The following is a 21763-nucleotide window of genomic DNA, read 5'->3' on the forward strand; positions in this document are numbered from 1 at the left end:
TGCGGCAGTTTGTTTATTGCCAGTTGGAATAAGAAAGGACTTCATGAAACGTCTGCTGCTAACTGCGGTTCTCACCGTATTGATGATCGCCGAAGTTCACGCCGAGTCCTTCACTATCTCTGATATTCGCGTCAATGGCCTCCAGCGGGTCTCCGCGGGTAGCGTCTTTGGTGCCTTGCCGTTGAACGTCGGCGAGCAGGCGGATGATCGGCGCCTGGTGGAATCCACTCGTGCGCTGTTCAAAACCGGTTTCTTTCAAGATATCCAACTGGGCCGTGACGGCAATGTCCTGGTCATCACGGTAGTGGAGCGCCCGTCGGTCGCCAGCATCGAGATCGAAGGCAACAAGGCGATCTCCACTGAAGACCTGATGAAAGGCCTCAAGCAATCCGGCCTGGCCGAAGGCGAGATCTTCCAGCGCGCCACCCTCGAAGGCGTGCGTAACGAGCTGCAGCGCCAATACGTCGCCCAGGGTCGCTACTCGGCCACCGTCGACACCGAAGTGGTGCCGCAGCCGCGCAACCGTGTCGGCCTCAAGGTCAACATCAACGAAGGCACCGTGGCGGCCATCCAGCACATCAACGTGGTGGGTAACACGGTTTTCCCTGATGAAGACCTGATCGACCTCTTCGAACTCAAGACCACCAACTGGCTGTCGTTCTTCAAGAACGATGACAAGTACGCCCGTGAAAAACTCTCCGGTGACCTGGAGCGCCTGCGTTCCTACTACCTGGACCGTGGCTACATCAACATGGACATCGCTTCGACCCAGGTGTCCATCACCCCGGACAAGAAGCACGTCTACATCACCGTCAACGTCAACGAAGGCGAGAAGTACACCGTTCGTGACGTCAAGCTCAGCGGTGACCTGAAAGTACCTGAAGACCAGGTCAAGTCGCTGTTGCTGGTGCAGAAGGGCCAGGTGTTCTCGCGCAAGCTGATGACCACCACGTCCGAACTGATCACCCGTCGCCTGGGTAACGAGGGCTACACCTTCGCCAACGTCAACGGCGTGCCGCAGCCGCACGATGAAGACCATACCGTCGACATCACTTTCGCCGTCGACCCGGGCAAGCGTGCCTACGTCAACCGCATCAACTTCCGTGGCAACACCAAGTCCGAGGACGAAGTGCTGCGCCGTGAAATGCGCCAGATGGAAGGGGGCTGGGCGTCGACCTACCTGATCGACCAGTCCAAGACCCGTCTGGAGCGGCTGGGCTTCTTCAAGGAAGTCAACGTCGAGACCCCGGCCGTACCGGGCGTCGATGACCAGGTGGATGTGAACTACAGCGTCGAAGAGCAGGCCTCCGGCTCGATCACCGCCAGTGTCGGTTTCGCCCAGAGCGCCGGTCTGATTCTCGGTGGCTCCATTACCCAGAACAACTTCCTGGGTACCGGTAACAAGGTCAGCATCGGCTTGACCCGTAGCGAATACCAGACCCGCTACAACTTCGGTTACGTGGACCCCTACTGGACCGCCGACGGTGTGAGCCTGGGCTATAACGCCTTCTATCGCACCACCGACTATGACGAGCTCGACTCCGACATCTCCAGCTATGCCGTGGACAGCCTGGGTGCAGGCGTCAACGTGGGTTATCCAATCAGCGAGACTTCGCGTCTGACCTTCGGTCTCACCGCCCAGCAGGACGAGATCAGCACTGGTCGTTATACCGTTGACGAGATTTTCGACTTCGTTGACAAGGAAGGCGACAAGTACCTGAACTTCAAGGCTTCGGCCGGTTGGTCCGAGTCGACTCTGAACAAGGGTGTGCTGGCAACTCGTGGCCACTCCCAGAGCCTGGTGCTCGAGACCACCACTCCTGGCAGCGACCTGTCGTTCTTCAAGCTCGACTACCGAGGCCAGCTGTTCCAGCCGCTGTCTGACAACTACACCATGCGCCTGCACACTGAACTGGGTTATGGCGACGGTTACGGTTCGACCGATGGCCTGCCGTTCTACGAGAACTACTATGCCGGTGGTTTCAACTCGGTTCGTGGCTTCAAGGACAGTACCCTGGGCCCACGCAGCACTCCGAGTTCGGGCAACAACCCGGGTACTATTCGTGATCCGGACCAGGATCCGCTTCCATTCGGTGGCAACGTGCTGATCCAGGGCGGCGCCGAAATCCTGTTCCCGATGCCGTTCGTCAAGGATCAGCGTTCCCTGCGTACCTCGGTATTCTGGGACGTGGGTAACGTCTTCGACTCCTCGTGCAGTGACACCACCAACGCCAACGGTACTAGCTCCAATACCAAGTGCAACGACATCAGCCTGAGCAACATGGCCAGTTCCGTGGGCGTGGGTGTGACCTGGGTCACCGCGCTGGGGCCTTTGAGCTTTGCGTTGGCGATGCCGATCAAGAAACCGGATGACGCTGAAACTCAAGTGTTCCAATTCTCCCTCGGCCAGACGTTCTAAGCGTCTGACCCAAGATAACGACAATGGATTTTGTAGGAGTACATCGTGCGTAAGTTGACTCAATTGGTTCTCCTGGCGACCGTACTGGTCGCAGGTCCGGCTTTTGCCGACATGAAGATCGCCGTGCTGAACTATCAGATGGCCTTGCTGGAATCCGATGCGGCGAAGAAATACGCCGTGGATGCCGAGAAAAAATTCGGTCCGCAACTGACCAAGCTCAAGGGCCTGGAAAGCAGCGCCAAGGGTATTCAGGATCGTCTGGTAGCCGGTGGCGACAAGATGGCCCAGGGCGAGCGCGAGCGTCTGGAGCTTGAGTTCAAGCAAAAGGCCCGTGATTTCCAGTTTCAATCCAAGGAGCTGAACGAAGCCAAAGCCGTTGCCGACCGTGAAATGCTCAAGCAGCTCAAGCCGAAACTCGACAGTGCTGTGGAAGAAGTCATCAAGAAAGGTGGTTTTGACCTGGTGTTCGAACGTGGCGCAGTGATCGATGTCAAGCCTCAGTACGACATCACGCGTCAGGTTATCGAGCGCATGAATCAGCTGAAGTAATCCATGACAGCGACTATCCAGCTCGGCCAGTTGGCCGAGTTCCTCGGCGCCACCCTGCGTGGCGACCCGCAGAGGCCAATTACTGGGCTAGCCACTTTGCAAGAGGCTGGCCCAGCTCAGTTGAGCTTTCTGGCAAATCCTCAATACCGCAAGTACCTGGCCGACAGCCGGGCTGGCGCGCTGTTGCTCAAGGCTGCTGATGCCGAAGGATTTGCCGGCGATGCGCTGATCGTGCCCGATCCGTACCTGGCGTATGCGCGGATTTCCCATCTGTTTGATCCCAAGCCCAAATCGACCCCTGGTATCCATGCCAGCGCGGTCATTGCGGCGGATGCCGTGGTTGACCCAACGGCCAGCATCGGTCCTTTTGTGGTCATCGAAAGCGCGGCCCGGATCGGCGCCGGTGTCACGCTGGGCGCCCATTGCTTCATCGGCGCGCGCAGCGAGATCGGTGACGGTGGTTGGCTGGCTCCGCGGGTCACCCTGTACCACGACGTGCGCATCGGCAAGCGGGTGGTGATTCAGTCTGGCGCGGTGCTGGGCGGTGAAGGGTTCGGTTTCGCCAACGAGAAAGGCATTTGGCAAAAGATCGCCCAGATCGGCGGCGTCACCGTTGGCGATGACGTGGAAATCGGCGTCAACACGGCGATCGACCGTGGTGCACTGGCCGATACGATCATTGGCAATGGCGTCAAGCTCGACAACCAGATCCAGATCGCCCACAACGTCCAGGTCGGTGACCACACCGCCATGGCCGCCTGCGTGGGCATTTCCGGCAGCACCAAAATCGGCAAGCACTGCATGCTTGCCGGTGGCGTTGGGTTGGTCGGCCATATCGATATCTGTGACAACGTATTCCTGACCGGGATGACCATGGTGACCCACTCGATTACCGAGCCGGGTGCCTATTCCTCCGGTACAGCGATGCAGCCGGCGGCCGAATGGCGCAAGAGTGCGGCCCGTATCCGTCAGCTCGATGACATCGCGCGACGTCTGCGACAGGTGGAAAAGCGTGTAGGGGACGTGACCCCTGACGGTATTGCTTCATCAGATGGCTGATACCATTTCCATATCAAGTGTGCACAGCCGTTAGGGCTCCTTGATTTGCTAGCGGAGTGCGCGTCACCCGTGCGCTCCCAATCTTTACATAGGCTTCCTCCCGAAATGATGGACATCAACGAGATTCGCGAATACCTGCCTCACCGTTACCCGTTCCTGCTGGTGGATCGGGTTGTGGAACTGGACGTTGAAGGCAAGCGAATTCGCGCCTACAAGAATGTCAGCATCAACGAGCCGTTCTTCAATGGTCACTTCCCCGCGCATCCAATCATGCCGGGCGTGTTGATCATCGAAGCAATGGCTCAGGCTGCCGGGATCCTTGGTTTCAAAATGCTCGACGTAAAGCCTGCCGACGGCACGCTGTATTACTTCGTCGGCTCCGACAAGCTGCGTTTCCGCCAGCCGGTCACCCCGGGCGATCAATTGATCCTCGAGGCCAAGTTCATCAGTTGCAAGCGCCAGATCTGGAAGTTCGAATGCCAGGCTTCGGTCGACGGCAAGCCGGTCTGCTCCGCTGAAATCATCTGTGCGGAACGCAAGCTATGAGTTTGATTGACCCTCGCGCAATCATCGATCCGACGGCCGTCCTGGCCGCCGATGTCGAGGTCGGCCCGTGGTCGATCATCGGCGCAGGTGTGGAAATCGGCGAGGGTACGGTGATCGGCCCCCACGTAATTCTCAAGGGACCGACCCGGATTGGCCGTCACAATCGCATCTACCAGTTTTCTTCGGTAGGCGAGGACACGCCCGATCTCAAGTACAAAGGTGAAGAAACTCGCCTGGTCATTGGCGATCACAACGTGATCCGCGAAGGCGTGACGATTCACCGTGGTACCGTTCAAGATCGCTGCGAAACGACCCTGGGCGACCACAACCTGATCATGGCTTATGCCCATATCGGTCATGACAGCGTTATCGGCAACCATTGCATCCTGGTCAACAACACCGCGCTGGCCGGCCATGTGCACGTGGATGACTGGGCGATCCTGTCGGGCTTCACCCTGGTGCACCAGTATTGCCATATCGGCGCCCATAGCTTCTCGGGCATGGGCACCGCCATTGGCAAGGATGTCCCGGCCTATGTCACCGTGTTCGGCAACCCGGCTGAAGCCCGCAGCATGAACTTCGAAGGCATGCGCCGTCGTGGCTTCAGCGAAGAGGCCATTACTGCGTTGCGACGCGCCTACAAGGTTGTGTATCGCCAGGGCCTGACGGTCGAACAGGCGCTCGCCGAGTTGGCCGAGGCTTCGGCGCAGTTCCCGGAAGTCGCAATTTTCCGCGACTCCATCCAGTCTTCGACCCGCGGCATCACTCGTTAATCATGGCTAACTTGCGTATCGCACTGGTAGCGGGAGAGGCTTCCGGTGACATTCTGGGTGCCGGTCTGATGCGGGCGCTCAAGGCGCAGCATCCTGCCGTCGAGTTCATCGGTGTCGGCGGGCCGTTGATGCAAGCCGAGGGGCTGACGTCCTATTTTCCGATGGAGCGTCTGTCGGTGATGGGGTTGGTGGAAGTGCTCGGTCGCCTGCGCGAGTTGCTGGCCCGGCGCAAGAAGCTGATCCGGACCCTGATCGATGAAAAACCGGATGTGTTCATCGGTATCGATGCACCGGATTTCACCCTCAATATCGAACTCAAATTGCGCCAGGCCGGTATCAAGACCGTGCATTACGTCAGTCCGTCGGTCTGGGCCTGGCGGCAGAAGCGGGTGCTGAAGATTCGCGAAGGCTGCGACCTGATGCTGACGCTGCTGCCGTTCGAAGCCCGGTTCTACGAAGAGAAGGGCGTGCCGGTGCGGTTTGTCGGGCATACCCTGGCCGATACGATTCCCCTGGAGGCTGATCGCGAAGCAGCGCGCCAGGCGTTGGGCCTGCCCGAAGGGCCACTGGTGGCCTTGATGCCTGGCAGCCGTGGTGGCGAAGTGAGTCGCCTGGGTGGCTTGTTTTTCGACGCCGCGCAGCGCCTGCGGTCGATTCGTCCCGGCGTGCGTTTTGTTCTGCCATGTGCCAGTGCGCAGCGTCGGGCCCAGCTTGAAGAGTTTTTGATCGGTCGCGATTTGCCGATTACGCTGCTTGACGGTCGCTCCCATGAAGCCCTGGCTGCGTGTGACGCCGTGTTGATCGCGTCCGGCACGGCTACCCTTGAGGCATTGTTGTTCAAGCGCCCGATGGTGGTCGCCTATCGCCTGGCGCCGCTGACGTTCTGGATTCTCAAGCGTATGGTCAAGAGCCCTTACATCTCCTTGCCGAACCTGTTGGCCCAGCGCTTGCTGGTGCCTGAGTTGTTGCAGGACGAGGCCACCGCCGATGCATTGGCCAATACGCTTGCGCCGTTGATTGACGGCGGCCAGGAACAGACCCGGGGCTTTGACGAAATCCACCGCACCTTGCGCCGCGATGCCTCCAACCAGGCTGCGGACGCAGTGCTGACTCTGATCGGCGCAAAACAATGAGTAACGTGAAGCTACAGATGGGCCTGGACTTCAATCTGGTCGCCGAAGTCGAAGAACTGGTGGCCGGTGTCGATGAGGTGGGGCGTGGCCCGTTGTGCGGCGCGGTGGTGACCGCGGCGGTGATTCTCGATCCGAAGCGGCCGATTCTGGGGCTCAACGATTCCAAGAAGCTCACCGAGGCCCGGCGCGAAAAACTCTACGACGAAATCTGCGAGAAGGCCCTGAGTTGGTGCATTGCCCGGGCCGAAGTCGAAGAAATCGACGAACTGAATATTCTGCACGCCACCATGCTCGCCATGCAGCGTGCCGTGGAGGGGCTGCACATCACGCCGAAACTGGCGATGATCGATGGCAATCGCTGTCCGAAACTGTCGATGCGCGCCGAAGCGGTCATCCAGGGCGACGGCAAGGTGCCGGCCATCGCGGCGGCCTCGATCCTGGCGAAGGTCAGTCGTGACCGGGAAATGGCCGCCTTCGAATTGATTTACCCGGGTTATGGCATCGGCGGTCACAAAGGCTACCCGACCCCCGTTCATCTGGAAGCCCTGGCGCGCCTTGGGCCAACACCGATCCACCGGCGCTCGTTCGCACCGGTGCGGTTGGCTTATGAGGCGCGTGAAGGGTTGATCGAGAGCTAGCTCTCATGGCTGATGTTTTACCCAAGGCCCGGTACAATCCGGGCCTTGTTGTTTTCATGACTTAACGCAGGATCACTATGCCGGCTTCATTCGTTCATCTACGCCTGCACACTGAATACTCCCTGGTCGATGGCCTGGTGCGGATCAAGCCACTGGTCAAGACCCTGGTGGGCATGAACATGCCTGCCGTGGCGGTCACTGACCAAAACAATATGTGTTCGTTGGTCAAGTTCTACAAGGCCGCCATGGGCGCCGGGATCAAGCCGATCTGCGGTGCCGACCTGTGGCTGTCGAACAAGGACCCTGATGCGCCACTGAGTCGTATCAGCCTGTTGGCGATGAACGCCCAGGGTTATCGCAACCTTACCGAGCTGATCTCCCGCGGCTTTATCGACGGCCAGCGCAATGGCTCGATCATCATCGAGCGTGAGTGGGTGGCCGAGGCCAGCGCAGGCCTGATCATGCTGTCGGCGGCCAAGGAGGGTGAAATCGGCCTGGCCCTGCTCAGTGGCGACACCGAACAAGCCGAGACCCTGGCCCGTGACTGGATGGCGGTGTTCCCGGACCGCTTCTACATCGAAGTGCAGCGTACCAACCGCCCCAACGATGAAGAGCACCTGCACGCCGCCGTGGCCCTGGCCGACAAGATTGGCGCGCCGCTGGTGGCGACCAACGACGTGCGCTTCATCAAGCAGGAAGACTTCGAAGCCCACGAAACCCGTGTCTGCATCGGTGAGGGCCGGGCCCTCGACGATCCACGGCGGTCGAAAAACTACAGCGACCAGCAATACCTCAAGAGCGCCGAGGAAATGGCCGAGTTGTTCAGCGACCTGCCCGAGGCGCTGGAAAACACTGTTGAGATCGCCAAGCGCTGCAACATCGAAGTGAAACTGGGCAAGCACTTCCTGCCCAACTTCCCGATCCCCGATGGCATGACCATCGACGAATATTTCCGCAAGGTGTCTTTTGACGGCCTGGAGGATCGCCTCAGCGTCCTGCTGCCCAAGGACACCACCGAAGATTACGAAGCCAAGCGCCAGGTCTACGTCGACCGGTTGAATTTCGAGCTGGATATCATCATCCAGATGGGCTTTCCCGGTTACTTCCTGATCGTGATGGACTTTATCCAGTGGGCCAAGAACAACGGCGTGCCGGTAGGCCCTGGCCGTGGATCGGGCGCCGGGTCGCTGGTGGCCTACGTGCAGAAGATCACCGACCTCGACCCGTTGGAATATGACCTGCTGTTCGAACGTTTCCTCAACCCGGAACGGGTATCCATGCCCGACTTCGACGTCGACTTCTGCATGGACGGTCGCGACCGGGTGATCGACTACGTGGCCGAGAAGTACGGTCGCAACGCGGTGAGCCAGATCATCACCTTCGGTTCCATGGCCGCCAAGGCTGTGGTGCGTGACGTGGCGCGGGTGCAGGGCAAGTCCTACGGCCTGGCGGATCGTCTGTCGAAGATGATTCCGTTCGAAGTCGGCATGACCCTGGAAAAAGCCTACGAGCAAGAAGAAATCCTGCGGGACTTCATCAAGGTCGATGAAGAAGCCGCGGAAATCTGGGAAATGGCCCGAAAACTCGAAGGCGTGGTGCGTAACGTCGGCAAGCACGCCGGTGGCGTGGTCATTGCGCCGACCAAGCTGACTGACTTCTCGCCGATCTATTGCGATGAAGAGGGCGACGGCCTGGTCACCCAGTTCGACAAGGATGACGTCGAGGCGGCGGGCCTGGTGAAGTTCGACTTCCTCGGTCTGCGGACCCTGACGATCATCGACTGGGCACTGAAAACCATCAACCGTGATCGGGCCAAGGTCGGCGAAGAGCCGCTGGACATCGCCTTCATCCCGCTGGATGACAAGCCGACCTACAGCCTGCTGCAAAAAGCCGAAACCACGGCGGTGTTCCAGCTTGAATCCCGGGGCATGAAAGAGCTGATCAAAAAGCTCAAGCCCGACTGCCTGGAAGACCTGATCGCACTGGTGGCCCTGTTTCGTCCGGGCCCGCTGCAATCAGGCATGGTGGACGACTTCATCAACCGTAAGCACGGCCGCGCAGAGCTGGCGTACCCGCACTCGGACTATCAGTACGAAGGCTTGAAACCGGTGCTGGCGCCGACCTATGGCATCATCCTGTACCAGGAACAGGTGATGCAGATTGCCCAGGTGATGGCCGGCTACACCCTTGGCGGCGCGGACATGCTGCGTCGAGCCATGGGTAAGAAAAAACCCGAGGAGATGGCCAAGCAGCGCGGCGGTTTCATTGACGGTTGCGCCACCAACGGCATCGACCCTGACCTGGCCGGTAACATCTTCGACCTGGTGGAAAAATTCGCCGGCTACGGCTTCAACAAATCCCACTCCGCCGCCTATGGCCTGGTGTCGTACCAGACCGCGTGGCTGAAGGCCCATTACCCGGCGCCGTTCATGGCCGCGGTACTGTCGGCCGATATGCACAACACCGACAAGGTCGTGACCTTGATCGAAGAAGTGCGGACCATGAAGCTGCGCCTCGACGCACCGGACGTGAACGCTTCGGAGTTCAAGTTCACCGTGAACGACGAGGGCCGCATCATCTATGGCCTGGGCGCCATCAAGGGCGTGGGCGAGGGGCCGGTGGAGGCCATCACCGAAGCGCGCCAGGACGGGCCGTTCAAGGACCTGTTCGATTTCTGCGCGCGGGTCGACCTCAAGCGTATCAACAAGCGCACCCTCGACGGTTTGATCCGCAGTGGCGCGCTGGACCGTCTGGGGCCGTACTTCCAGGATGAGCCCAAGGCCTATCAGGCCAACATCGACCGCAACCGCGCGGTGTTGCTGGCGGCCATGGAAGAAGCGATCAAGGCTGCCGAGCAGACCGCCCGCACCCACGACAGCGGCCACGCCGACCTGTTTGGCGGGCTGTTCGTCGAGGAAGACGCTGATGTCTATGGCAATCATCGCAAGGCCAAGGAGCTGACCCTCAAGGAACGCCTCAAAGGTGAGAAAGACACCTTGGGCCTGTACCTGACCGGGCACCCGATCGACGAATACGAAGGCGAGATCCGCCGCTTCGCCCGCCAGCGCATCATTGATCTCAAGCCGGCGCGTGACACGCAAACCGTCGCCGGTATGATCATTGCCCTGCGGGTGATGAAAAATAAAAAGGGCGACAAGATGGGTTTCATTACCCTCGATGATCGCTCCGGGCGCATCGAGGCTTCGCTGTTTGCCGATGCGTTCCACTCGGCGCAGTCGCTGTTGCAGACCGACGCGATGGTGGTGGTGGAAGGCGAGGTCAGCAACGATGATTTTTCCGGTGGCCTGCGGCTGCGGGTCAAGCGGGTGATGAGCATGGAAGATGCCCGCACCAACCTGGCCGAGAGCCTGCGCCTGAAGTTGCAGACCCAGGACCTCAAGGGCGATCAGCTGCGTTGGCTGGGCGAGTTGTTCAAGCGCCATCGCGGTGCTTGCCCGATCACCATGGAGTACGTGCGCCCCGACGCCAAGGCCGTGCTGCAGTTCGGCGAAGGCTGGCGAATTGACCCGGCGGATGCGTTGATTCAAGCCTTGCGTGACCAGTTCGGCAAAGACAACGTCTTCCTCCAATACCGTTGACGGCCAGGGGCCACTCTTGAAACCGGAACGCCCCTGATCTCGACCCGAATTTTTAATCTCGACCTGAACGCGCCTCTCCCTTAAGGTAGGCGCGAATAGACAACCGGCCGGCCCAAGCTCTCTTGGACGTCGACCCAAGACGGACGCCTATGAACCCGAATTTTCTAGATTTCGAACAGCCGATCGCCGACCTGCAAGCCAAGATCGAAGAGTTGCGCTTGGTCGGTAATGACAATTCGCTGAATATCGGCGATGAAATCTCTCGTCTGCAGGACAAAAGCCGGACGCTGACCGAAGACATCTTCGGCAAGCTGACCAGTTGGCAGATCGCCCGCCTGGCGCGTCACCCGCGTCGTCCCTACACCCTGGACTACATCGAGCACATCTTTACCGAGTTCGATGAGTTGCACGGTGACCGCCACTTCTCCGACGACGCTGCCATCGTAGGCGGCGTTGCTCGCCTGGATGACCAGCCGGTGATGGTTATCGGCCATCAGAAAGGCCGCGAAGTGCGCGAGAAGGTGCGTCGCAACTTCGGCATGCCGCGCCCTGAAGGCTACCGCAAGGCCTGCCGCCTGATGGAAATGGCCGAGCGCTTCAAGATGCCGATCCTGACCTTCATCGACACGCCGGGCGCCTACCCGGGCATCGACGCCGAAGAGCGCAACCAGAGCGAAGCGATTGCCTGGAACCTGCGCGTCATGGCGCGCCTGAAAACCCCAATCATCGCCACCGTGATCGGTGAGGGTGGTTCCGGCGGTGCGCTGGCCATCGGTGTGTGCGATCAATTGAACATGCTGCAATATTCCACTTATGCGGTGATCTCGCCGGAAGGTTGTGCCTCGATCCTGTGGAAAACCGCCGAGAAGGCGCCGGATGCCGCTGAAGCCATGGGCATCACTGCCGAGCGCCTCAAAGGCCTGGGCATTGTCGATAAAGTGATCAGCGAGCCAGTGGGCGGCGCCCACCGCGACCCGGCTGCCGCGGCGGCGATGATTCGCGCCGAGCTGACATCGCAACTGTCGATGCTGAAGAAATTCGACAACGATGCGCTGCTGGCTCGTCGCTATGAGCGGTTGATGAGTTACGGTCTCTGATCTGACCAAGCTTCCAGCAGTTGTGGGGGCCAGTGTGGGAGCGGGCTTGCTCGCGAAGGCGGTTTAACATTCAACCCATGTGTTGACTGATTCACCGCCTTCGCGAGCAAGCCCGCTCCCACATTTGATTTGTGCCAAGGCTGATACCCATGAACACAAGCATCGACCTGCCCACCCGGCTCATCACGCAGCTATCCCCCTGGCGCAACGCCGCCACCTGGCGCATCGCCTTCTCCGGCGGCCTCGATTCCACCGTCCTGTTGCACCTGCTCGCGTCCCTCGCAAAAAACCAACCCCTGCCGCCTCTGAGCGCTATCCACGTCCATCATGGCCTGCAGGCTGTGGCCGATGCATGGCCGGACCATTGTCGCTCGGTCTGCAAGGCCCTTGGGGTGCCGCTTGAGGTGGTGAGCGTGCAAGTCCAGCCCGGCGCCAGCGTCGAGCGCGCCGCCCGGGAGGCGCGTTATGGCGCTTTCGTGGCGGTGCTCCAGGGCAATGAAGTGCTGCTCACTGGCCAGCACCGCGACGATCAGGCTGAAACCCTGTTGTTTCGTTTGTTGCGTGGGGCAGGGGTGAGGGGTTTGTCGGCGATGCCCAGGCAGCGTCCTCTGGGGGCGGGGTACTTGCTGCGCCCCTTGCTCGATGTGTCCCGGGTGGAGCTGGAAGCCTATGCGAGGCAACAGGGCTTGAGTTGGATCGAGGACCCTTCCAACGACGATCACCGGTACGCGCGCAATTTCCTGCGCCAGCGAGCTTTCCCGGTATTGACCGAACAGTGGCCCCAGGCTGCGCAGGCCCTGGCGCGCAGCGCGGCGCACATGGGTGAAGCCCAGGGCTTGCTGGATGACCTGGCGCGGATCGATCTGGCTGGCGCCACGACCCCAGGTGCGTTTGACTGGCTTGGCTTGCCATCCCTGGAACTGGCGCCGTTGCAGGCCTTGGCGCCGGCCCGCCAGCGTAATGCGTTGAGCCATTGGCTCAGCTCGCTGACGACGTTGCCCGACAGCGACCACTGGTGCGGCTGGGACTCGCTGCGGGAGGCGAGGGACGATGCGCGACCGATCTGGCGACTGGCCGGTGGTGAGCTGCACCGGGCTGGTGGACGGATCTGGTGGTTATCCGACCACTGGTTGCGACCGGTCGCAGGCCCCGTCGAATGGCCGCTGGCGGATGAGCCCTTGAGCCTGCCGGACAATGGTCGGGTGATGCTCGGCGGCAGGATCCCGGCGGGGCCACTTTGTGTGCGCTATCGTCAGGGTGGCGAAGTAATGGAGCTACCCGGTCGCGGTCACCGTGATCTCAAGCGTTTGCTCAACGAAAACGCCGTGCCGGCCTTTGTGCGCGGCCGATTGCCGCTGCTGTATCGAGGCGAGCAATTGCTGGCGGTGGCCAACCTGGCAGGCCTGGACGCTGGGGTTGATGGCAGTTGGCAATTGAACTGGCAGCCAGGAAGCCAAGATCGGGGTTTGAGCTGAAAGGGGCTTTCCGGTAGACTACGCTCCCTTCTTGATACAACTTCTGTGGATTCGCCTGAATTGCAGGAGTTGCCGATTACCAAGCAGTCTTTGCTGGGCGATTCCAAAAAATGTGTAGCGAGCAACGTACCGGTGATCTCACTTCCGGTCTGTCCCAACGCGGCGGTTTTTTTGAAAGGTGCACTGTGATTAATGCAGGTGATCGGGGGCTTCGGCCTTCCTTCGCTTTCCCCGGCGGCTCGGACCGCTTTAACGCAGACTTCTAGGGTTTTTCATGACGCGCTACATATTCGTCACGGGCGGTGTTGTTTCTTCATTGGGGAAAGGCATTGCCTCGGCTTCATTGGCGGCCATCCTGGAGGCGCGGGGACTTAAGGTCACCATGCTCAAGCTGGACCCGTACATCAACGTTGACCCGGGCACCATGAGCCCGTTCCAGCATGGTGAAGTGTTCGTCACCCACGACGGCGCCGAGACCGACCTGGACCTGGGCCACTACGAGCGGTTCATCCGCACGACCATGACCCAGAACAACAACTTCACCACTGGCCGTGTCTATGAACACGTGCTGCGCAAAGAGCGCCGTGGTGACTACCTGGGCGCGACCATCCAGGTCATCCCGCACATCACCGATGAAATCAAGCGCCGCATCATCAAGGGTGCTGGCGATGCCGACGTGGCAATGGTCGAGATCGGCGGTACTGTGGGCGACATCGAGTCCCAGCCGTTCCTTGAAGCCATCCGCCAGTTGCGTTTCGAAATCGGTGCCAAGCGCGCGATGCTGATGCACCTGACACTGGTCCCGTACATCGCCACCGCTGGCGAAACCAAGACCAAGCCAACCCAGCACTCGGTCAAGGAACTGCGCTCCATCGGCCTGCAGCCAGACGTGCTGATCTGCCGCTCCGATCATCCGATCGACATTTCTTCGCGTCGCAAGATTGCCCAGTTCACCAACGTTGAAGAGCGTGCGGTGATCGGCCTGGAAGACGCCGACACCATCTACAAGATCCCGGGCATCCTGCACTCCCAGGGCCTGGACGATTTCGTCGTCGAACGTTTCGGCCTGCAATGTGCTGGCGCCGATCTGTCCGAGTGGGAAGCGGTGGTCGATGCCAAGCTCAACCCGGAACACGAAGTCACCATCGCCATGGTCGGCAAGTACATGGAGCTGCTGGACGCCTACAAGTCGCTGATCGAGGCGATGAGTCACGCCGGCATCAGCAACCGTACCAAGGTCAACCTGCGCTACATCGATTCCGAAGACATCGAGAACCAGGGCACCGGTCTGCTCGAAGGTGCCGATGCGATCCTCGTGCCGGGCGGTTTCGGTCTGCGGGGCGTGGAAGGCAAGATCACTGCTGTGCAGTACGCTCGCGAAAACAAGGTGCCGTACCTGGGTATCTGCCTGGGCATGCAAGTGGCGGTCATCGAGTTCGCCCGTAACGTGCTGGGCTGGAAAGACGCCAACTCCACCGAGTTCGATCGCGCCAGCGGCCATCCGGTCGTGGGGCTGATCACCGAGTGGGAAGATGCCACCGGCGCCGTGGAAGTTCGCACCGAAGCCTCCGACCTGGGCGGCACCATGCGTCTTGGCGCCCAGGATTGCCTGCTCGAAGCCGGCTCCAAGGTGCACGATTGCTACGCCAAGGACGTGATCGTCGAGCGTCACCGTCATCGCTACGAAGTGAACAACAACCTGCTGCCGCAACTGATCGAGGCCGGCCTGAAAATATCCGGTCGTTCCGGTGACGGCGCGCTGGTGGAAGTGGTCGAGGCTCCGGATCACCCGTGGTTCGTCGCCTGCCAGTTCCACCCCGAGTTCACCTCGACGCCACGGGACGGCCATCCGCTGTTCAGCGGTTTCGTGAAAGCCGCTTTGGCTCAACACCAGAAAAAGGCATAAGACGATGGCCCAGAAGATTATCCGCGTTGGCGACATCGAGATTGCCAACGACAAACCCATGGTGCTGTTCGGCGGCATGAATGTGCTGGAAAGCCGCGACATGGCGATGCAGGTCTGCGAGGAATACGTGAAGGTCACCCAGAAACTGGGTATCCCTTACGTGTTCAAGGCCAGTTTCGACAAGGCCAACCGCTCGTCCGTGACCTCTTACCGTGGCCCAGGCCTGGAAGAGGGCATGCGGATCTTCCAAGACATCAAGCAAGCCTTTGGCGTGCCGATCATCACCGACGTCCACGAGCCAGCCCAGGCTGCGGTCGTCGCCGAGGTCTGCGACATCATCCAGTTGCCGGCCTTCCTGTCGCGCCAGACCGACCTGGTGGTCGCGATGGCCAAGACTGGTGCGGTGATCAACATCAAGAAGGCCCAGTTCCTCGCGCCCCAGGAAATGAAACACATCCTGAGCAAGTGCGAAGAGGCCGGCAATGACCAGTTGATCCTCTGCGAGCGTGGTTCGAGCTTCGGCTACAACAACCTGGTAGTGGACATGCTCGGCTTCGGCATCATGAAGCAGTTCGAATACCCGGTGTTCTTCGACGTGACGCACGCCCTGCAGATGCCGGGTGGTCGTTCCGACTCCGCCGGTGGTCGTCGGGCCCAGGTGACTGACCTGGCCAAGGCTGGCATGAGCCAATCCCTGGCCGGCCTGTTCCTCGAGGCCCACCCGGACCCGGACAACGCCAAGTGCGACGGCCCTTGTGCCTTGCGCTTGAACAAGCTGGAACCTTTCCTGTCTCAGCTCAAGGCATTGGACGAACTGGTCAAGAGTTTTCCGACGATAGAAACCGCGTAACGCGATTTTCTCCGGTAAAGTACCGCTCGATAAACGCTCTGGCCTGCGGGCCGGGCGTTATTGTCGGCGAGCCTGCCCGCTGCTCTATACCCGCCGACGGTAAAAAGATTTCCTCTCGCTGCGTCGTTTTCGTCAACTTTGGAGTGTTTACAACAATGGCAAAAATCGTCGACATCAAAGGTCGTGAAGTTCTCGACTCCCGTGGCAACCCCACTGTTGAAGCGGACGTGCTTCTCGACAACGGCATCATCGGCAGCGCCTGTGCGCCGTCCGGTGCTTCCACTGGCTCGCGCGAAGCGCTCGAGCTGCGTGATGGCGACAAGAGCCGTTACCTGGGCAAGGGCGTGCTCAAAGCCGTCGCCAACATCAACGGTCCGATCCGTGACCTGTTGCTGGGCAAGGATCCTGCCGACCAGAAAGCCCTCGATCACGCGATGATCAAGCTCGACGGTACCGAAAACAAAGCCACCCTGGGCGCCAACGCGATCCTCGCCGTGTCCCTGGCCGCTGCCAAGGCCGCTGCCCAGGACCAGGACCTGCCGCTGTACGCACACATCGCCAATCTCAACGGTACCCCGGGTGTCTACTCGATGCCGGTGCCGATGATGAACATCATCAACGGTGGCGAGCACGCCGATAACAACGTCGACATCCAGGAATTCATGGTGCAGCCGGTTGGCGCCAAGACCTTCTCCGAAGGCCTGCGCATGGGCACCGAGATTTTCCATCACCTCAAAGCCGTGCTGAAGGCCCGTGGCCTGAGCACTGCCGTTGGCGACGAAGGCGGTTTCGCACCGAACCTGGCGTCTAACGAAGACGCGCTGAAAGTGATCTCCGAAGCCGTGGCCAACGCTGGCTACAAACTGGGCACCGACGTGACCCTGGCCCTGGACTGCGCCGCCAGTGAGTTCTACGAAGACGGCAAGTACAACCTGTCCGGCGAAGGCCAGGTGTTCACCGCCGAAGGTTTCGCCGACTACCTCAAGGGCTTGACCGAGCGTTACCCGATTATCTCCATCGAAGATGGCCTGGACGAGTCCGACTGGGCCGGCTGGAAAATCCTCACCGACAAGATCGGCGAGAAAACCCAGCTGGTGGGTGACGACCTGTTCGTGACCAACACCAAGATCCTGAAAGAAGGCATCGACAAGAAGATCGCCAACTCGATCCTGATCAAGTTCAACCAGATCGGCACCTTGACCGAAACCCTGGAAGCCATCCAGATGGCCAAGGCCGCTGGCTACACCGCCGTGATCTCCCATCGCTCCGGCGAAACCGAAGACTCGACCATCGCCGACCTGGCCGTGGGCACTGCGGCGGGCCAGATCAAGACCGGTTCGCTGTGCCGTTCCGACCGCGTTTCCAAGTACAACCAACTGCTGCGTATCGAAGAGCAATTGAACGGCAAGGCCAAGTACAACGGTCGTGCCGAGTTTCGCGGCTAAGCAGTAAATGGTAAAAAGACAGCGGATAGTGTCGGAAAAGTCGCAATAGCGGCGGTTTTGCCTCTAATCTGATGCCTTATCAAGCACAAGCCTGGTTTTTCCAGGCTTCGTGCTATCAGACGCTTCAAAGTTTGGCATGGCTGTCTTTTTTCACTGGATACCTGAGATTCGATGCGCAGTCCCAATTGGTTGTTTCTTGTCTTGCTCCTGTTGCTGGCTGGCCTGCAGTACCGCCTGTGGGTGGGTAATGGCAGTCTGGCGCAAGTGGCCGACCTGACTCAGCAAATAGCCGATCAGCACGCGGAAAACGAAGCGTTGCTGGAGCGTAATCGGGTGATGGACGCCGAGGTCAGTGAGTTGAAAAAGGGCATGGAGACCGTTGAAGAGCGGGCTCGCCATGAACTGGGCATGGTGAAAGAGGGCGAAACCCTCTACCAGCTGGCCCAATGAGTATCCGTTTGCCGGCCTTTTGGGCCGTGATTCCTGCCGCGGGCGTTGGTGCCCGTATGGCCGCCGACCGTCCCAAGCAATATTTGCAACTGGGTGGGCGCACCATTCTTGAACACAGCCTTGGCTGTTTCCTCGATCATCCGACCGTCAAAGGCGTGGTGGTCAGCGTTGCACACGATGATCCTTATTGGCCGACCCTGGCCTGCGCCAGCGACACTCGCATCCAGCGCGTGGACGGTGGCGAACAGCGTTCGGCTTCAGTGCTCAATGCCTTGCTGCATCTGCACGAGCAGGGCGCCGATGATCACGATTGGGTACTGGTGCACGACGCCGCGCGACCCAACCTGGCCCGGGACGATCTGGACACACTGCTCAGCGAGTTGGCGACCGATCCGGTCGGCGGCCTGCTGGCCGTCCCGGCGCGGGACACCCTCAAGCGTGCCGACAAGCAGGGTCGCGTGTTGGAAACCGTCGATCGCAGCGTGATCTGGCAAGCCTATACACCGCAGATGTTCCGCCTCGGCGCCTTGCATCGGGCCCTGGCCGACAGCCTGGTGGCCGATGCGCTGATTACCGACGAAGCCTCCGCCATGGAATGGGCCGGGCAGGCGCCGCGGTTGATCGAAGGGCGGGCTGATAACATCAAGGTCACTCGGCCGGAAGACCTGGAGTGGTTGCGCCAGCGCTGGGCGAATCGTCGCTAATTAATCGCGTATCTGTGCGAATACCGCGTCGCGAAGGCGATCATTCCGGCGCCGAATAAACCACGGACAGAAAACGACCTAACCCCGATACTCCGGCCGCTGCGCCAACCCCTCTTTCAAATAGTCCACCAACTTGCGCACCTTCGGCGACAGATGCCGCTGCTGCGGATACAGCGCCCACACCGCCGTATTAGGCGGTTGATGAGCCTCCAGCAGCGATATCAACGCACCACTGTGCAAATGCTCCAGCACGTAATAATCCGGCAACTGACATAACCCGACGCCTTGCAGGGCCGCGTCGAGTACCGCTTGCCCACTGTTGCAGCGCCAGTTTCCTTGCACGCGCTGGGAAAATTCCCGCCCGTTCTGCTCCAGTTGCCAGATATCGGAACTGCCGATCAGGCAGTTGTGGCGGCTCAATTCCGACAAGCTATGGGGCCGACCGTAGCGTTCCAGATAGGACGGTGAGGCGCACAGGTACATGCGCCGCGGTGCGAGGCGGGTGGCGACCAGGCGTGAGTCCTGCAAGCGGCCCAGGCGTATGGCCAGGTCCAACCCTTCATGAACCAGGTCCAGTGGGCGGTTGCTCAGTTCAATGTCCACCCGCAACTGTGGATAAAGCCCCATGAACCGCGTCACCAGCGGCACGATGAAGCGCTCACCATAGGCCACGGCACAGGTCATGCGCAGCATGCCCTTGGGTTCGCTGGTGAGATCGCCTACCGCCCGCAGCGCTTCCTCGCGTCCATCCTGCAGGCGCTGGCAATGCTGCAAAAAGGTTTGGCCGGCTTCGGTCAGGGTGACCCGGCGGGTGCTGCGATAGAGCAATCGCGTCTGTAGACGCTCTTCCAGTCGTACGATTTGTCGACTGATATGAGAGGACGAAACCCCGAGCCGTTCGGCAGCCGCGGTGAATTGGCTGCATTCGGCCACCGCGACGAACTCGTCGATCCCTTCCCAGCGGTTGTCGGACATAGGCGATTATCCCTGTACAGCAATAATGTTTTGCTTTTGACTGGATTATTCATCGTCCGACGGAGGATTACACTCCCGGTCTTGTTTTTATTTGCTGGAGAATCCGGATGATCAAGTCGCGCGCTGCCGTTGCCTTCGAGGCCAAGAAACCCCTGGAAATCGTTGAAGTCGACGTCGCCATGCCCAAGGCGGGCGAAGTGCTGTTGCGCGTGGTGGCTTCCGGCGTCTGCCATACCGACGCCTATACCTTGTCGGGCGCCGACCCGGAAGGGATCTTCCCGTCGATCCTCGGCCATGAAGGCGGTGCCATTGTCGAAGCCATCGGCGAAGGCGTGACGTCGGTCGCGGTGGGTGACCATGTGATTCCGCTGTACACGCCGGAATGCGGTCAGTGCAAATTCTGTAAGTCGGGCAAGACCAACCTGTGCCAGGCGATTCGCGCCACCCAAGGCAAAGGCCTGATGCCGGACGGCACTTCGCGCTTTTCCTACAAGGGCGAAACGATTTTTCACTACATGGGCACCTCGACGTTCTCCGAATACACCGTGTTGCCGGAAATCTCCGTCGCGAAGATCCCGAAAGAAGCCCCGCTGGAAAAAGTCTGCCTGTTGGGTTGTGGCGTCACCACCGGTATCGGTGCGGTGATCAACACGGCCAAGGTCAAGCCCGGTGACACCGTGGCCATCTTCGGCCTGGGCGGCATCGGCCTGTCGGCAGTGATTGGTGCGGTGAAGGCCAAGGCCTCGCGCATCATCGCCATCGACATCAACCCGGCCAAGTTCGAAATCGCCAAGCAACTGGGCGCCACCGATTGCGTCAACCCGAAAGACTTCGACCGGCCGATCCAGGAAGTCATCGTCGACATGACTGACGGCGGCGTGGACTTTTCCTTCGAGTGCATCGGCAATGTCCAGTTGATGCGTGCCGCGCTGGAGTGCTGCCACAAGGGTTGGGGCGAGTCGGTGATCATCGGCGTCGCCGGTGCCGGCCAGGAAATCTCCACTCGTCCATTCCAATTGGTAACCGGACGCGTCTGGCGCGGTTCGGCGTTTGGCGGCGTGCGCGGTCGCAGCGAATTGCCGAGCTACGTGGAGATGGCCGAGAAAGGCGAGATCCCGCTGGATACCTTCATCACCCACACCATGGGCCTGGAAGATATCAACAAGGCGTTCGACCTGATGCATGAAGGCAAGAGCATCCGCACCGTCATTCATTTCTGAGGTCGGTCATGAGCCTTGAAAATATCTCCTGCCAGAAAAGCTTCGGCGGCTGGCACAAGCGTTACCGGCACCGTTCCGAAGTGCTCGGTTGCGACATGGTGTTTGCCGTGTACCTGCCGCCGCAAGCCGAGCAGGGCGGCAAGTTGCCGGTGCTGTACTGGTTGTCCGGGTTGACTTGCACCGACGAAAATTTCATGCAGAAAGCCGGTGCCCAGCGCATGGCCGCCGAGTTGGGGCTGATTATTGTCGCCCCGGACACCAGCCCCCGTGGTGCCGACGTGCCGGGCGATCCGGACGGTGCCTGGGACTTCGGCCTGGGTGCAGGGTTTTATCTGAATGCCACGCAGGATCCATGGGCGCGGCACTATCGGATGCATGACTATGTGGTGCAGGAATTGCCGGCGCTCGTCGAGGCGCATTTCCCTGCCTCGGATAAACGCGGCATCAGTGGCCACTCCATGGGCGGTCATGGCGCGTTGGTCTGCGCCTTGCGCAACCCGGGACGTTATCGTTCGGTGTCAGCCTTTTCGCCAATCAACAATCCGATGGATTGCCCGTGGGGCCAGAAAGCCTTCTCCCGTTACCTGGGAGAAGACCGTTCGAAATGGCGGGAATGGGATGCCTGCGCACTGATTGCCGAGGCTGATGAGCAGTTGCCGCTGCTGGTGGACCAGGGTGATCGCGATGATTTCCTGGCCAACCAGCTCAAGCCTGAAGCCCTGCAGCAGGCAGCCAAGGCTGCCGGCCATCCGCTGGAATTGCGCCTGCAACCCGGCTATGACCACAGCTACTTCTTCATCGCCAGCTTCATTGGCGACCACTTGCAACATCATGCACGCGCTCTAAACGCCATCCCTTTCAAGGTCTTAGGTAAAATCCCCTGAAGTTTCTATCAGGGATACCAGAACGATGTGGGCCGATGTTC

The 21763-nt window shown here is 60.2% G+C and carries 18 protein-coding genes; 17 read left to right on the top strand and 1 reads right to left on the bottom strand.

Annotation, left to right across the window (positions count from 1 at the left end):
* Positions 1 to 43: 43 nt before the first annotated feature.
* The 15 genes from bamA (at position 44) to ispD (ending at position 18643) form a co-directional block, all read left to right on the top strand.
* On the top strand, positions 44 to 2419 hold the full coding sequence (bamA, locus tag ACWNZ1_RS20295) for an outer membrane protein assembly factor BamA (protein WP_135843923.1): 2376 nt from the start codon (positions 44 to 46) through the stop codon (positions 2417 to 2419).
* 45 nt (positions 2420 to 2464) lie between these two features.
* Positions 2465 to 2968, top strand: a complete 504-nt coding sequence (locus ACWNZ1_RS20300; protein WP_003184901.1) for an OmpH family outer membrane protein — start codon at positions 2465 to 2467, stop codon at positions 2966 to 2968.
* Positions 2969 to 2971: 3 nt separating this feature from the next.
* Complete coding sequence (gene lpxD, locus ACWNZ1_RS20305; protein WP_456027822.1) at positions 2972 to 4027, top strand: UDP-3-O-(3-hydroxymyristoyl)glucosamine N-acyltransferase; 1056 nt, start codon at positions 2972 to 2974, stop codon at positions 4025 to 4027.
* Positions 4028 to 4132: 105 nt separating this feature from the next.
* A complete protein-coding gene (fabZ, locus tag ACWNZ1_RS20310) occupies positions 4133 to 4573 on the top strand; it encodes a 3-hydroxyacyl-ACP dehydratase FabZ (RefSeq protein WP_135843925.1) in 441 nt (146 codons plus the stop codon).
* Positions 4570 to 5346, top strand: coding sequence for an acyl-ACP--UDP-N-acetylglucosamine O-acyltransferase (lpxA, locus tag ACWNZ1_RS20315; protein WP_135843926.1), 777 nt, complete (start codon positions 4570 to 4572; stop codon positions 5344 to 5346). Before fabZ ends, lpxA begins: the two co-directional genes overlap by 4 nt.
* A gap of 2 nt (positions 5347 to 5348) precedes the next feature.
* On the top strand, positions 5349 to 6479 hold the full coding sequence (lpxB, locus tag ACWNZ1_RS20320; RefSeq protein WP_456027823.1) for a lipid-A-disaccharide synthase: 1131 nt from the start codon (positions 5349 to 5351) through the stop codon (positions 6477 to 6479).
* Positions 6476 to 7117 carry a ribonuclease HII gene (rnhB, locus tag ACWNZ1_RS20325; RefSeq protein ID WP_135843928.1) on the top strand — a complete coding sequence of 214 codons (642 nt, stop codon included), beginning with the start codon at positions 6476 to 6478 and terminating at the stop codon, positions 7115 to 7117. Before lpxB ends, rnhB begins: the two co-directional genes overlap by 4 nt.
* Positions 7118 to 7194: 77 nt before the next feature.
* Positions 7195 to 10716, top strand: coding sequence for a DNA polymerase III subunit alpha (gene dnaE / locus ACWNZ1_RS20330; RefSeq protein ID WP_256452245.1), 3522 nt, complete (start codon positions 7195 to 7197; stop codon positions 10714 to 10716).
* 149 nt (positions 10717 to 10865) lie between these two features.
* Positions 10866 to 11813, top strand: coding sequence for an acetyl-CoA carboxylase carboxyltransferase subunit alpha (locus tag ACWNZ1_RS20335; protein WP_135843930.1), 948 nt, complete (start codon positions 10866 to 10868; stop codon positions 11811 to 11813).
* A 149-nt stretch (positions 11814 to 11962) separates the two neighbouring features.
* Positions 11963 to 13288 carry a tRNA lysidine(34) synthetase TilS gene (gene tilS, locus ACWNZ1_RS20340; protein ID WP_456027824.1) on the top strand — a complete coding sequence of 442 codons (1326 nt, stop codon included), beginning with the start codon at positions 11963 to 11965 and terminating at the stop codon, positions 13286 to 13288.
* Between the two features lie 274 nt (positions 13289 to 13562).
* A complete protein-coding gene (locus tag ACWNZ1_RS20345; RefSeq protein WP_135843932.1) occupies positions 13563 to 15194 on the top strand; it encodes a CTP synthase in 1632 nt (543 codons plus the stop codon).
* 4 nt (positions 15195 to 15198) lie between these two features.
* Complete coding sequence (gene kdsA / locus ACWNZ1_RS20350; protein WP_047227577.1) at positions 15199 to 16044, top strand: 3-deoxy-8-phosphooctulonate synthase; 846 nt, start codon at positions 15199 to 15201, stop codon at positions 16042 to 16044.
* A 155-nt stretch (positions 16045 to 16199) separates the two neighbouring features.
* Positions 16200 to 17489 carry a phosphopyruvate hydratase gene (gene eno, locus ACWNZ1_RS20355; protein ID WP_028237207.1) on the top strand — a complete coding sequence of 430 codons (1290 nt, stop codon included), beginning with the start codon at positions 16200 to 16202 and terminating at the stop codon, positions 17487 to 17489.
* Positions 17490 to 17660: 171 nt separating this feature from the next.
* The gene (gene ftsB / locus ACWNZ1_RS20360; RefSeq protein ID WP_025212129.1) at positions 17661 to 17939 is read left to right on the top strand and encodes a cell division protein FtsB; all 279 of its coding nucleotides are present in this window, start codon (positions 17661 to 17663) and stop codon (positions 17937 to 17939) included.
* Positions 17936 to 18643: a 2-C-methyl-D-erythritol 4-phosphate cytidylyltransferase gene (gene ispD, locus ACWNZ1_RS20365; RefSeq protein ID WP_256452247.1), complete on the top strand. Its 708-nt coding sequence runs from the start codon at positions 17936 to 17938 to the stop codon at positions 18641 to 18643. Before ftsB ends, ispD begins: the two co-directional genes overlap by 4 nt.
* Positions 18644 to 18721: 78 nt before the next feature.
* On the opposite strand, the gene ACWNZ1_RS20370 is transcribed toward ispD, so the two are convergent.
* Entirely contained in the window at positions 18722 to 19618 is an 897-nt protein-coding gene (locus tag ACWNZ1_RS20370) for a LysR substrate-binding domain-containing protein (protein WP_109756627.1), read from the bottom strand.
* 107 nt (positions 19619 to 19725) lie between these two features.
* Between ACWNZ1_RS20370 and ACWNZ1_RS20375 the strand changes: the two genes are divergently transcribed.
* Together ACWNZ1_RS20375 and fghA are read left to right on the top strand one after the other, a co-directional pair.
* On the top strand, positions 19726 to 20838 hold the full coding sequence (locus ACWNZ1_RS20375; RefSeq protein ID WP_135843934.1) for an S-(hydroxymethyl)glutathione dehydrogenase/class III alcohol dehydrogenase: 1113 nt from the start codon (positions 19726 to 19728) through the stop codon (positions 20836 to 20838).
* An 8-nt stretch (positions 20839 to 20846) separates the two neighbouring features.
* Positions 20847 to 21722, top strand: coding sequence for an S-formylglutathione hydrolase (fghA, locus tag ACWNZ1_RS20380; RefSeq protein ID WP_456027825.1), 876 nt, complete (start codon positions 20847 to 20849; stop codon positions 21720 to 21722).
* The last annotated feature ends 41 nt before the right edge of the window (positions 21723 to 21763 follow it).

The organism is Pseudomonas sp. CFBP 5748 (genome assembly GCF_053850495.1).